The 13,793-nt window shown below is 47.6% G+C and carries 12 protein-coding genes; 1 reads left to right on the plus strand and 11 read right to left on the minus strand.

Features of this window, described 5'->3' with window-relative positions; all coding sequences use genetic code 11:
• Window positions 1-17: 17 nt before the first annotated feature.
• From ADA42_RS07855 to ADA42_RS07870, 4 genes are read right to left on the minus strand one after another with little or no spacing between them, the layout of a single operon-like run.
• Entirely contained in the window at window positions 18-542 is a 525-nt protein-coding gene (locus ADA42_RS07855; protein ID WP_004934225.1) for a pilus assembly protein PilP, read from the minus strand.
• Window positions 542-1,276, minus strand: coding sequence for a type 4a pilus biogenesis protein PilO (locus tag ADA42_RS07860; RefSeq protein WP_048764512.1), 735 nt, complete (start codon window positions 1,274-1,276; stop codon window positions 542-544). The genes ADA42_RS07855 and ADA42_RS07860 overlap by 1 nt, the downstream gene beginning before the upstream one ends.
• The gene (locus tag ADA42_RS07865) at window positions 1,273-1,911 is read right to left on the minus strand and encodes a PilN domain-containing protein (protein WP_048764556.1); all 639 of its coding nucleotides are present in this window, start codon (window positions 1,909-1,911) and stop codon (window positions 1,273-1,275) included. The genes ADA42_RS07860 and ADA42_RS07865 overlap by 4 nt, the downstream gene beginning before the upstream one ends.
• On the minus strand, window positions 1,898-2,968 hold the full coding sequence (locus ADA42_RS07870; RefSeq protein WP_004934220.1) for a pilus assembly protein PilM: 1,071 nt from the start codon (window positions 2,966-2,968) through the stop codon (window positions 1,898-1,900). Before ADA42_RS07870 ends, ADA42_RS07865 begins: the two co-directional genes overlap by 14 nt.
• A 166-nt stretch (window positions 2,969-3,134) precedes the next feature.
• Here ADA42_RS07870 and ponA point away from each other — a divergent pair, with 166 nt between their 5' ends.
• On the plus strand, window positions 3,135-5,666 hold the full coding sequence (gene ponA / locus ADA42_RS07875; RefSeq protein ID WP_048764514.1) for a penicillin-binding protein PBP1a: 2,532 nt from the start codon (window positions 3,135-3,137) through the stop codon (window positions 5,664-5,666).
• A gap of 17 nt (window positions 5,667-5,683) precedes the next feature.
• Here the strand turns inward: ponA and ADA42_RS07880 are convergent, their stop codons facing one another.
• From ADA42_RS07880 to rsmH, 7 genes are read right to left on the minus strand one after another with little or no spacing between them, the layout of a single operon-like run.
• Complete coding sequence (locus tag ADA42_RS07880; protein ID WP_048764516.1) at window positions 5,684-6,505, minus strand: putative RNA methyltransferase; 822 nt, start codon at window positions 6,503-6,505, stop codon at window positions 5,684-5,686.
• Window positions 6,506-6,563: 58 nt separating this feature from the next.
• Complete coding sequence (gene mraY / locus ADA42_RS07885) at window positions 6,564-7,682, minus strand: phospho-N-acetylmuramoyl-pentapeptide-transferase (RefSeq protein WP_004934213.1); 1,119 nt, start codon at window positions 7,680-7,682, stop codon at window positions 6,564-6,566.
• The gene (locus tag ADA42_RS07890) at window positions 7,683-9,089 is read right to left on the minus strand and encodes a UDP-N-acetylmuramoyl-tripeptide--D-alanyl-D-alanine ligase (protein ID WP_048764518.1); all 1,407 of its coding nucleotides are present in this window, start codon (window positions 9,087-9,089) and stop codon (window positions 7,683-7,685) included.
• An 8-nt stretch (window positions 9,090-9,097) separates the two neighbouring features.
• Complete coding sequence (locus ADA42_RS07895) at window positions 9,098-10,594, minus strand: UDP-N-acetylmuramoyl-L-alanyl-D-glutamate--2,6-diaminopimelate ligase (protein ID WP_048764519.1); 1,497 nt, start codon at window positions 10,592-10,594, stop codon at window positions 9,098-9,100.
• Between the two features lie 10 nt (window positions 10,595-10,604).
• Window positions 10,605-12,443 (minus strand): penicillin-binding protein PBP3, encoded by a 1,839-nt coding sequence (gene ftsI, locus ADA42_RS07900; RefSeq protein ID WP_004934206.1) that lies wholly within the window; start codon window positions 12,441-12,443, stop codon window positions 10,605-10,607.
• A gap of 10 nt (window positions 12,444-12,453) precedes the next feature.
• Window positions 12,454-12,735 (minus strand): cell division protein FtsL, encoded by a 282-nt coding sequence (gene ftsL, locus ADA42_RS07905; protein ID WP_307888367.1) that lies wholly within the window; start codon window positions 12,733-12,735, stop codon window positions 12,454-12,456.
• A gap of 60 nt (window positions 12,736-12,795) precedes the next feature.
• On the minus strand, window positions 12,796-13,707 hold the full coding sequence (gene rsmH, locus ADA42_RS07910; protein ID WP_004934200.1) for a 16S rRNA (cytosine(1402)-N(4))-methyltransferase RsmH: 912 nt from the start codon (window positions 13,705-13,707) through the stop codon (window positions 12,796-12,798).
• Window positions 13,708-13,793 lie beyond the last annotated feature (86 nt).

Below are 13,793 nucleotides of genomic sequence, written 5' to 3' on the forward strand. Positions count from 1 at the left end.
TATTATTCCCCTGTGCACTAGGGCTTCGGTCCAATTAAAACCAAAGATCGTGGCCGTTCAATAAATCCATCACGTCCATCTGGCACAATTTCCATTAAATCAATTTGTGTGGGTGAGATGGCTACAATCCGCCCTTCATTCAGCCCCATATAATTGCCAATTTGTACACGCTCAATTTCACCATCAGGCGTTTGAATTAATGCCAGAATTTGGCCATTGATGCGGCGCATACTGCCTTTCATGTTTAATGATTCAAGCGCATAACTTTCAAGTGGCTGTTTGGGTCTGGATAGATTTGGGTAAACGCGTTTTCCAGACATCACCTTGAGTTCTGCGGCAATCGAGTTCGGCAAGAATGGATTGCGTAACTGATTGGCAGAATAAAGGTAGGGCGGAACAGGCATAAATACAGGCGCAGGCTCAATCGGTAACGGTGGCTGACTTCGAATAGCGGCCATTTGCTGCTGCACACTGTCAATGCGTGAATCACAACCCGCAAGCCCCAGCACCACCACACTCAAGCACAGAAGTTGACGTATCATTAAGGTGTCCCCCCTTGTGCTGCTGCGGGTGCGGCAGATGGCTGAACCGACGAGGCAGCGTTTTGCTCGTCTACACCGATATAACGATATGTTTTCGCCTTGACGCTGTAATCGACCTGCGGAATATCCGAGGTTTCTTTGGCAGGTTTTGCTTCAATGACAAAATCATGTATGGTCACGATACGCGGCAAGGCCGAAATACCACTGACAAAGGCACCAAAAGCATGGTAGTCACCCGTGGCTTCAATCGAAATTGGCTGCTCTACAAAAATTTCTTGTTTGACCTCATTTTCAAGCCGAATATTTTTAAATTTTAAACCCGAGTTCACACCCGTCATGTTGATGTCTTCTACCAAGCCCGGAATCTCACTTTCCTTTGGAAGTTGCGTCAGCTGCTGATTAAAGCTGGCCTGCATTTCGACCAATTGACGCTGATACTGCTGTAGATTGCGTAGTTTGGATTCTTTTTCTTTAAACTCATTCAGAAGGTTTTGTTCTTGCGCACGCGCGGTCTGTATGGTGTCTAACTGCGGACGAATCATGACAAAATAACCAAGCGCCACCACTAAGAAAAAAATAAATATCCAGCAGGTGATTTTGACCGATTTGGGCCAGCTCCCGTAATTGCTCATGTCGAGCGTATTAAACTGCTGAAAAAACTTATCCACCGTCATGCGTTTTTTCTGCACAGGTGCTTGCTCAGGTGCCGTGTGATCGACTGGATCTCGTTTCATGGCTTGGCCCCCGCATTGGCTGCTGTTGCAGTAGTGGTTGGTGGCGCATAGGCCACACCAATTTCACCCAAATCGACACTGACCACAAAACTACCGTATGCTTCTTCAGGTCTTGGCACAACAGACGTTGGCGCCTTCTCTTTGGTATCGTCGACCGCCAGAAATGAATTCATAAAAGCATTACGATACCAAGGCGATGCCTCAAGGTTGCGTAATAATTCGGCTACGGTATTCGGGCTTTCGGCTCGGCCTTCTAGCGTGAATTTATCGCCAGTCCGGGTAAATTTGGTCAGATACATATTGTTTGGTGTAACCCGAACAATTTCATCAATGAGGCGAACTGCCACAGGACGCTGCGATTGCAAGCCCTGAATCAGTTTCATCCGTTCTACAATCGCATCTCGCTGCTGCTGTAAACCATCGAGTGCTTTGAGTTGATGGTCTAAGGCTTGATTGGTAGTGATGAGTAACTGATTGGCCTGCTCTTGATCATTAAGCTTGAAATTAAAATAAGTCCAGCCCAATGCAACGGCAGCACATCCGAGTATTGCCACTAGACCACTGAGTAAAATAAATTCTTTTTTACGCTTTTGTCGCAGTTCATCGCGCCATGGAAGGAGGTTAATGCGTGTCATCATCGAAACTCCTCAGGGCCAGCCCGCATGCCACCATGAGCGATGCAGCATCATTTTCGATCTTGCGAACATCCACCTGTGGTGAAAAATCCATTTGTAAAAACGGATTGGCCACCGTCACCCGATAGCCCAGTTTTTGCTGCAACAATCGGGCCAGCCCCGGAATATTGGCATTTCCGCCTGCGAGCAAAATATGGTCAATTTCGTTGTACTGCGAAGATGAAAAGAAAAACTGTAATGAACGCGCCGCCTGCTGAACCAGCGCTTCTAGATAGGGCTCAAACACTTCTGCGGTAAAATCCTCGGGCAACGAACCGTCTTTTTTGGCACGTCCTGCTTCTTCATAAGACATTCCATAGCGTTTTTGAACATCTTGAGTGAGTTGTTTACCGCCAAAAACCTGCTCGCGGGTATAGATAATCTTGCCCTTTTGCATCACCGACAGCGTGGTCATGGTATGGCCAATATCTAAAATTCCCACCGTACTTACGCCCATCGGCAAGGTATCGGCAAAAACCTGAAATGCGCGCTCCATGGCATAGCTTTCAACATCTGCCACCTTAGGCGTTAAACCTGCCAGCTCCAGCACTTCAACACGCGTATCGACATTTTCGGTACGTGTCGCTGCAATCAGGACATTGACCCGATTAGGATTGGCTGGGCGTTCTGGCGTGACTTCAAAATCAAGACTGACTTCATCTAAAGGAAATGGAATAAAACGCTCGGCATCCATTCGAATCTGAACTTCTCGCTCATCATCGGTCATGTCGGCATCCATTTCGATCAGTTTGTGTACGACCATTGAGGTGGGCACTGCAATGGCCGCTTGGGTCGCTTGTGGATTGGCCAGATTGATGGCGCGCGTCAATGCGTCGGCCACCGCTTCAGGATTAAGAATATTTTTCTCAACCACACTGCTTTCTTGCAGCGGAATCAAGCCATAACTTTCTACACAGTAACGATCATTTTTGGCAGAGAGCTCGAGTACTTTGACCGAAGTCGAACTGATATCAACCCCAACCAACCCCTTATTGGTTTTACGGTATAATCTGAGCACGTAAATGTTGTCCTATTATTTTTCTGTCCCCAAAGAAGCGCTGACTAATTTTATCTAGGTCATTAATTTTATGCGGATACAATATCTCATCTAACAATCCGCTATTCTAAAGGATATACTGACCCACAATTAGTTTGCGTTAAGCTCTTATTAAAACCCACTTGTTATGAAAAAGCTATCCAGTTCAGGCCGCGTTCACCCATTTTTTTTGTTCATTATCATGGTACTTGTCTCAGTTCCGATGGGTTTTTATGGCATGTATCTCTATATTGCCCCGTCTTTGCCTGAAATGAGCTCCTTGAAAAAGGCGCCGTTGCTTAAACCATTACAGGTTTATACCGCAGACAATCAATTAATCGCAGAATATGGCGGTAAACTTTCAGTTCCGGTTGAATATAATCAAATTCCACCACATTTTATTCATGCTTTTTTGGCAGCTGAAGACTCATCTTTTTTTGAGCACAGCGGGATTAGTTTTAAGGGTTTGGGGCGTGCATTAAGTGAAACCGTAACCGGTTCAAATGTACAAACGGGTGGCTCAACCATTACCATGCAGGTGGCGAAAAACTATTATTTATCGCCAGAGCGTACTTTAAAACGTAAACTGACTGAAATTTTCTTGGCGCGAAAAATTGAGCAAAACCTGAGTAAACAAGAAATCTTGACGCTATATGTCAATAAAATTTTCTTGGGAAAAAATGCTTATGGTATCGCGGCTGCCGCCAAGATCTATTATAACAAAACCCTTGATCAGCTCAGTATTGCTGAGATGGCCATGATTTCGGGCTTGCCTAAAGCACCCTCTAAGTACAATCCCGTGGTTAATCCAGAGCGCGCACTTGAGCGCCGAAACTGGATTTTAGGACGCATGTTGCAACTTGGCTATATCAATCAGACCGAGTATCAACAAGCGGTGGCTGAGCCTATCAATCTCGATATGCCAGACCGTGGTGTAAGTAACCGCTTCCCGTATATTGGTGAAATGGTACGTGCAGAACTGGTCGAAAAGTTTGGTGAACAGGCGGTCGATTCTGGTTATAAGGTTTACACCACCATTAATAGCCAGCGCCAAGCCTACGCCGAGCAATCGGTACAAGATGGACTTGAAGCCTATGATCGCAGACACGGCTGGCGGGGTGCAGAGGCACATGACAAACCGCTGAATCAATTCATTCCTTATGCCAATACCTTTCCTGCAGAAGTCATTAAAGTCGGAAGCAATACATTTGAAGCACGCATGCAGGATGGACAGACTGTCACGGTGCCTTGGTCGGGAATGTCGTGGGCACGCCGCTATCGCAATGCCAATAGCGTAGGCGAATTGCCGTCACGTGCCTCGCAAATTGTGAAAGTCAAAGATATTGTGCGCTTGCGCCCGAACGACGATAAATCTGCTTGGTCGTTAGTGCAAATTCCACGGGTTCAAGGTCAATTAATTGCATTGAATCCAAATGACGGTTCGATTGAAGCCGTGGTGGGTGGATATAACTTTTACCAATCAAAATTTAACCGCGCATTACAAGGCTGGCGTCAACCGGGTTCGACCATCAAGCCGTTTATTTATGCCTTGGCCATTGAGCGTGGTATGACACCGTACTCCATGGTCAACGATAGCCCGATTACCATCGGACGCTGGTCGCCGAAAAACTCCGATGGCCGCTATCTAGGCATGATTCCACTACGTCGCGCGCTGTATTTATCACGCAACACCGTTTCGGTGCGCTTATTGCAAACAGTGGGCGTTGAACGGGCCCGCCAGTTGCTGATGGATTTTGGTTTGCAAGACAATCAGATTCCACGCAACTTCACTATTGCCTTGGGTACCCCGCAAGTTTTACCGATCCAAATGGCGACTGGCTATGCCACTTTTGCCAACGGCGGTTATCGTATTCAACCGCACTTTATCCGTCGTATTGAAGATGCTTACGGCAAAGTTATTTTTGAAGCAAAACCTGAGTATGCCTGTATTCCTTGTATCAATGAACAGCCTGCTGCTACAGATACAGCACCTCAAACCCCAGATGATGAAGTGATTGAGGTCAATAACCAGACCTTGCAGCAACCACCCGCTCCTGCTTTAACAGCAACTGAAGACACTGCCAACTATCGTCAAGCACAGCGGATTTTAAAATCCAGTTCAGCTTATGACATGGCCAATATTCTTCGGGATGTTATTTTGCATGGTACAGGGCGCGCGGCGCTTAAAATTGGTCGTGACGATTTAGGCGGTAAAACCGGTACCACCAACGATGCCAAAGACGCTTGGTTTGCAGGATTTAATGGCAAACTCGTTGCAGTGGCATGGGTCGGTTTCGACCAGCCTACAACGCTGGGCCGACGTGAATATGGCGGTATTGCAGCACTACCGATCTGGACCAACTTCATGGATCAGTCGCTAAAAAATACACCATCTGCGTGGGTACGTCTGGACAAAAATGCCAAAGCGCCAATTTCACGCGAAAAACCAACCATTGAAATTAATAATCGCAATGACGATAAAGCCTCACCACCGCTGGCACGTCCGCTATATGTGCCTGCGCCTGTGGCACCTGTTGCAACACCTGACAGTGATTTTGCCGATTTACCGGGTGAAGAGATTCAGGTTCCACCATCGAATACCGCGCCATCGACACCCAAGAAAAGCGATGCGCCCAAACGCGGCGATGCGCTAGAAGGCCTGATTAATCAGGTCACTTAATCGAAAAAAAACAGCCATCAAATTGATGGCTGTTTTTTTCGGACTTTAAATAGATAAAGCTGGAAACTTGCGGTGAGGTGCATGCCCTCTTGCGCTTCAAGTGCTTCTCGTTTTTCAGCTTTAGCTTTATACGCATATGGCGTCATGGCGATTAAATGCTTGAGTTGGATTTGATTTAAATCAAACGTACTTTCCACACTCACAGATTTAACCAGTTCGAAATCGTGCTGAAGCTGCTCGACAAACTTTTCAGGAGTATGCGGATTCACTTCATCAAACAAGGCCGCGCGCATACCAAGTAAATGCTGGGGTGCTGGCGTAGCCACTATCAAGTAACCTTCCGGTTGAAGGACACGTAAAATTTCCTTTTGGGGAATCGGACTAAATAGACTGGTGCAGACATCTATGGACTGATCCAGTACCGGTAGCACTGCGCCAGTTCCAACCACCCACGTCACCTGTCGATTCAGTTTTGCTGCACGTTGAACCGCCGTCTTGGCGATATCCAGCCCAATACAGTGCTTTACATGCTGTTGCATGGCATCGGTGTAATATCCTTCGCCGCAGCCAATATCGAGCAAGTACTTTGGATTTAAGCTGGCGAGTTCAGCTTCTAAGGCATCGCGTAAAGGCTGATAAAATCCCTCGCTTAAAAAAGCACGTCGGGCCTGAACCGACTCAGGGGTATCGCCCGGACTTTTACTGTGCTTGTGCTGCACCACATGCAAATTTACATAGCCTTGTTTGGCCACATCGTAGCTATGTCCTTGCGTACAGCGCCAAGTCATCTGATTAAGCGCCAGTTTGTCGCCGCACACCGGGCACATCAACACATTCATATTCGGTTTCCTCATAAAAAAAGCCGGCGGTGCCGGCTCTTTTTGTCTGATGGGTAGCTTAACGCAATTTTAAAGTCATTAGCCCCAAAACCACCAGCATAATTGTAATAATCCAGAAACGCGTCACGACCTGCGTCTCTTTCCAACCTTGTTTTTCATAATGGTGATGCAGCGGCGCCATCAAGAACACCCGCTTATTGCGCATTCGCAGCGATCCGATCTGTAAAAATACCGAAACGGCTTCCATCACAAAGACACCGCCCATAATGGCAAATACGATTTCCTGACGCACCATAACTGCAATCGTGCCCAGCATCGCACCCAGTGCAAGCGCGCCGACATCACCCATAAAGATTTGCGCAGGGTGTGCGTTGTACCATAAAAATGCAAGGCCTGCACCCACCATCGCCGAGCAAATCACTACCAGCTCAGAGGTATATTTCACATATGGAATGTGCAGGTAATTGGCAAAACGGATGTCACCAGCCAAATACGCAAATACCCCTAAACCTGCTGCCACCATTACAATCGGCATAATGGCCAAACCATCCAAACCGTCGGTCAGATTGACCGCATTGGAAGCACCATTGATCACCAGATAAGTAAATACGATGAATGCCAGACCCAAAGGAATGGCCGATAACGGAATGGTGAGATTTTTAAAGAATGGGATCAATAAATCCAGCATGTTGGCAGTGTGAATCGGATTGTCTTGATGTTGTGCAATTACATACAAACTGATTCCCGCACCAATAGAGGCCAGCGACGTCCAGAAAAACTTTTTACGTGCAGGCAGTCCGGCATTGTCTTTATAACGAATTTTGATCCAGTCATCGGCCCAGCCCACAGCGCCAAAAACCACCATCACGCCCAGCACAATCCAAACGTATGGATTGGATAAATCTGCCCAGAGTAAGGTGCTGATTCCAATCGAGAGCAAAATGAGCACACCACCCATCGTGGGTGTTCCCATTTTTTTGGCATGATTTTCAGGTGCAAAAGAACTAACGGCCTGACCGTATTTCAATGCTTGTAGTTTACGAATCATCATCGGACCAAGCATCAAGCCAATTGCCAGTGCCGTAAGGACACTGAGCAACGAACGTAATGTTAAATAACGAATCACTTGGAACGAGCTGTTATAGCCCGATAGATGTTCAAACAACCATAACAGCATTTAAAGTTTCTCCATCAAATCAGCCATCAACGTTTCCATATGGGTATAACGAGAACCTTTAAACAAGAAACTCATGGACTGGGGTTGATGTTGGTGTGTTAATTCAATTAAAAATGGCAGCGCGTCTGCCTGTGTTGCAAACGCAGTTAATTTTTCTGGATGCTTACTACGCTGGGCACCCTGTTGCATGGCAGCCGCATACTCACCTACCGCCACGACATAATCAATCGCTTCGAGCACAAGATCATGCCCTAAATCGAAATGTTCCTGCGTGCTGGCGTCACCGAGCTCACCAATATCACCCGTCACCATCACTTTTACACCGGTCTGCTGCGCCAGTACGCCTGCGGCAGCCCGCATGGATCCCGGATTAGCATTGTAGGTATCATCGATAAACAGATGCTGCTGGTGACGAATAAAGTTGAGTCGTCCTTTAGCGCCTTGCGCATGCTCAAGCCCTGTCACGATATCATTCAGCTCAATACCCATTGCCAACGCAAAGGCAGTTGCGGCCAATGCATTATCGACATTGTGTTCACCGGCAAAGGGCAAAATCACATGCGCTTGACCACGTGGAGTATGCAGATGAAATTCACTCGATTGTGCATGCAGCACCACATCCGTGGCATATACCTCGCCCCCGTCACCAAAACTTAAATATTTTTGGGTACGGACGGCTTGGCGAATCTGCTGGGTAAAGTCGTCATTGGCCGGCACAATTGAAGTGCCTGCAGCATCGATATGATGATAGATCTCGGATTTTGCCCGGCAGATACCATCACGCCCACCAAACTCACCCAAATGTGCCGTACCGATATTTAAAATACCCGCCACATGAGGTTGTACCAGTTTCGACGTATAGTCAATTTCGCCCTGATGATTGGCACCCAGCTCCATGACCGCATAACGGTGCTCGGGTTTTAGCTCAAGCAGCATCATCGGTACACCCAAATCGTTATTTAAGTTACCGCGCGTGACCAGCGTCGGCGCCAGTCGCGACAAGATGCTGCCCAACATTTCTTTCGTGGTGGTTTTACCACTACTTCCAGTTAGCGCCATGACCTGTAAGTCTGGATATTGCTGACGACGATAAGCACCTAAGTGTCCAAGCGCCAAGCGGGTGTCCAAAACCACCAATTGGCAAATGTCTAAATCTAGTGGATGCTCTACAATCGCGATCTGACAGCCGTTGGCAGCCACCTGTGCCACAAAGTCATGGGCATCAAAGCGCTCACCTTTGAGGGCAAGAAACACATCGCCCGCTTCGGCGTGGCGTGAATCTGTTAAAATTCTTTTAATTTGCGTACTTGGCGCACGCCCGTTGTGCCAATGGCCTTGGGTCGCGTGCTGTAATTGTGCTGCGGTCCACGGCTCAAGTGGCACCGTACTGGTTGTCGACGTATGCATAAAAAAACCTACTGCGCAGAAGAGGCCGAAGAAATCGATTGATGCTGAGCGTCTAGGGCATTTTGTACCTCGACGACATCATCAAACCAATGGCGTACACCCTGAATATCCTGATAATTTTCGTGGCCTTTTCCAGCGATCACCACAATATCGCCCGCTTGTGCATGATCGACCACATAACGGATTGCATCACGTCGATCATGTAGTTCATACACCTCATGACCAGAAAAATCGATGCCGGCTTTCATATCTGTAAAAATCTGCTCTGGATTTTCTGTCCGTGGATTATCCGATGTCAAAATGACTGGATTTGCGCCATTTAAGGCTGCTTGGGTCATCAGCGGGCGCTTACCCCGATCTCGATCGCCACCACAACCAAACACCGCCCATAAACGCTGTCCGACATGACGCTGCAAAGTTTTCAGCACTTGTTCAAGCGCATCTGGTGTATGGGCATAATCCACTACAAAAACGCGCTCTTGATCGCGGATCACTTGCATACGCCCTGGCGCGCCTTTGAGCTGTAGGGTGCTTGCACAAAGCACTGCCAGATCAAAACCGGCTTGCTCTGCTGCAATTAAGCTAGCAACCAAGTTTTCGACATTAAAATGCCCAAGCAATGGGCTGTGTACCGGATACTCGCCCTGCGGCGTAACCAAAGTAAAGCGCGCACCTTCCAAGCTAAAGCTTAAATCTTTAACGCTATAGTCTGCGGCCTGTTTAAGCGAATAGGTAAGCACTTTAGGCTGAGCGGGATTCGCGCGAGCCACTTGCAGCATGAGCGGTGCAAAGGCATCGTCTAGATGAATAATTGCAACTTTTAATGATTCAAAGGCAAACAAACGCGACTTGGCTTCTGCATACGCTTCCAGCGTGCCGTGATAATCCAGATGATCACGACTTAAATTACTAAATACCGCGATTTCAATGGCACAGCCTTGCAGTCGGCCTTGCTCTAGTCCATGCGAGCTGGCTTCTAGCGCAGCAAATTTGGCGCCTTGCTGTGCATAGTCATGTAAGGCAGACTGAAGCTGTAGTGCGTCGAGTGTGGTGTGCGTCGATGGATTTAAATGCGGTAAAATTCCGTTACCAGTGGTGCCCATCACGGCACAGGTCTGATGTTGTAGAGTCAATAGCTCTGCAATCAGGCGTGAAATGGTGGTTTTACCATTGGTCCCCGTGACGGCGACAATCCGTGCAGGCTCAACAGGTGCAGTATGCTGCAAATAAGCACGTTGCCAGATACCCATGCGGTGGCGGACATCTGGACACACCCATTCTTTTTCCAGCCCCAAAGGCTGTTCGCAAATCACACCTAAAGCACCATGTGCCAGTGCCGCTTCGGCAAAAGCACGGGTTTTTTCTGGCTGTGAATAACTGGTCAGTGCAATAAAAAGCTGATCTTTTTTAATAAAACGGCTGTCGAGACAAAATCCCTGAAACGGTTGATCTCGCCAGCAAACCGCCGCATCTACTGCAGCGATCATTTGAAATGAAACGCGCATTCTCCACCTCTTATTGGCGTTTTAAAATTGGATTACTTGGCGTATCCAATGGTTTATCGAGTGGAACATTCATTAAGCGAAGTGACTCTTGCATCATTCTGGTAAATACAGGCGCTGCCACCAAACCGCCGTAGTAACGTCCTTGCGGGTTTTCCACCACCACAATCATGGCCAAGCGCGGATCGCTCACTGGCGCTACACCCGCAAACAGGGCGCGGTATTCATTTTGTGCATAACCTTTACCATCGGCACGTAATTTATGCGCGGTTCCTGTTTTACCCCCAACACGATATCCCGGAATATTGGCCTGTGTTGCAGTTCCCCCAGGCATCGTCACCTGCTCAAGCATCATCAGCACCTGATCGGCAATTTTTGGATTGAGGACCTGCTCACCTTTAGGTTTTTCATCCAGTTTACGCAGGCTCAATGGCATTTTTACCCCATGATTGGCCAGCATGGCATAGCCTTGCGCCAACTGTAAAATGGTGGCATTGAGGCCATAACCATAAGCCATGGTTCCAATTTGCGACGGGGTTAGCTTGCTTGCAGGTAAAATCAGACCACCACTCTCGCCGGGAAAATGCACGGCTGAGCGCTGACCAAAACCGACACGGCGGAAAAAGGTCGGAATCGAATCTTTCGGTAGCGAAAGGGCAATTTTGGCAGAACCGACGTTGGACGACTTTACAATTACCCCTGTTAGAGTAAGCGCGCCATAGTTATGCGTATCACGAATGGTATGCCAGCCTAAACGCATCGAGCCCGGTGATGTATTGACAATGGTATTTGGCGTATATTGACCACTTTCGAGCGCTGCTGCCACCGTAAAAGGCTTCATGGTCGAGCCCGGCTCGAACATATCAATCGCGCCGCGGTTACGCATGGCATCCTTATTTGACAGACCATTTTTGTCATTCGGGTTATACGATGGCCAACTCGCCATCGCCAGAATTTCACCGGTTTTTACATCTACTGCAATGGCAGAGGCCGAACGCGCATTGTTGGCCACACCCGCAGCAGTTAACTCACGATACATGATGTATTGCAGACGTGAATCGATACTCAAAGTAATATTTTCGCCCGGCTCACCCTCTCGAATAACTTCGGAGATTTTTAAACGATTACCGCGCTTATCACGAATGACTTTTTGCTCACCATCAATTCCGGCCAGTTGCTTGTTCAGCTGCATTTCCAAGCCTTCAACCCCAATGCCTTCGCTATTGGTTAAACCAATGATCTGAGCATTGGCCTGCGGCTGTGGATAGAAACGCTTATAGTTTTTCTCGGTATAAACACCTTGAAAATTACGCTTCATGATCAGATCTGCTTGCTGCGGCGGAATCTCTTTTTGCAAAACCAGATAGCGCGAACGCGGTCGGGCATACATCTGCTTTTTGAGTTCAGCACGATCCATCCCGACTGCATCGGCCAGTTCATCCAGATTAAGGTTTTTGTCTGGTAACTGTCGCTTGAGCTTGCGATTGTTCGGATCTTTTTTCAGCTCGGCAGAAATTTCATCGTATTCTTTTTTGGTATCGAAATAGTCACGTGGATCAACCACGACCCGCATAATTGGCGTACTGATCGCCAGTGGCACGCCATGACGATCACTAATCACGCCGCGCATCGCTTTGAGCTTTTCTGTTCTTAAAATATTGGCATTGGCCTTATTTTGCAGAAAATCCTTATTGATCACCTGTACATAAAAGGCACGTGCAATCAAAATGGCAAAGCAGAGCAATACCACCGCCCACAGTAAGTAGAACCGCCACAGATCAAACGCCAGCGTGGGTTTCTCTGTAATAGATTGCTGTTTTTTTCTTGTTTGCTTGGTTCGCTTGTCGATCATACAGCAGGCCTTAGTGTTTTTGCTCAGAGGTCATAGGCAATGAAATGACTGCCGTTTGCGCAGCAGGTGGAGAGTACATGCGTAATTGGGTCACGGCACGTGAACCAATTTGCGCAGTTGCACCAAAGGTTTGTTGCTCAATCAGCAAGCGTCCCCACTCGGCATTCAAATCGTCTTTTTCACGCATGAAGCCACTCAGTTCTCGATAATCGTGCCGATACTCAAACACCTGAAATACCACCATCAGCGCACTAACAAAAACCAGAATCACCATTGTGGCATATACCATCATTTTTTTTATCGGCAATGATCCTGCTTTGTCTACGTTGTCTTTTTTATCCATGCTCTGCCTTTATACTAAACGTTCAGCAACCCGAAGCCATGCACTACGCGAACGCGGATTGGCTTTTACTTCTTCTTCACTGGCCCGTATCCGGGAAATTTTCTTTAAACGACGCGTATCGATTTGCTGTTGCGGCATGCCCCAGCCAGAATCTTCTGCAATGGTCGATTCCTTTTGAATAAACTGCTTAATCAATCGATCTTCAAGCGAATGGAAACTTATCACTGCCAGACGGGCCTCAGGTTTGAGTAAATCGACCGCCTGTGGCAAAAACTGCTCGATATCTTCAAGCTCTTTATTAATGGCAATTCGAATCGCCTGAAAGGTGCGAGTGGCTGGGTGTTTATGTTTTTCCCACTTCGGATGTGCAGCTTTTACCAACTCCGCCAGCTGTGCTGTAGTTTCAAGTAAACCCGCTTGCTTAATCGCTCTGGCAATACGGCGGCTGTATCGTTCTTCGCCATACTGATAAATAATATTGGCTAACGCTTCTTCTTCAATATGCAGCAACCATTCTGCGGCGGTCTGACCCTGAGAGTTGTCCATACGCATATCGAGTGGACCGTCTTGCATAAAACTAAAACCACGTTCGGCCTGATCGAGCTGCGGAGAAGACACACCAAGATCTGCCATAATGCCATCGACATGCTCAATGCCCCGCTGGTTCAACTCGGTTTGAATATCGGCAAAACTGGCATGAATAATGTGAAAGCGTGAATCTTCTTGCTCAAGCTGGTGTGCCACCGCCAACGCTTGCGGGTCTTTGTCAAATCCGTAAACTTGCGCATCTGGGCCCAATTTGGACAGCAATAAACGGGTATGACCGCCACGGCCAAAGGTGCCGTCAATATAAATTCCTGTGTCGCGATTGGCCAGTAAGGCATCTACAGTTTCATGAAGTAAGACAGAAATATGCGACATAGGTAAGGCGTCAGAAAAATGTTAAAAATTTAACTGCACATTATCACCTTGTTTGAGCAAAGCTCCAAATGTCTTTTTGTAGGGAA

The organism is Acinetobacter sp. 243_ASPC, from assembly GCF_001054715.1.
Lineage (GTDB): Bacteria > Pseudomonadota > Gammaproteobacteria > Pseudomonadales > Moraxellaceae > Acinetobacter > Acinetobacter soli.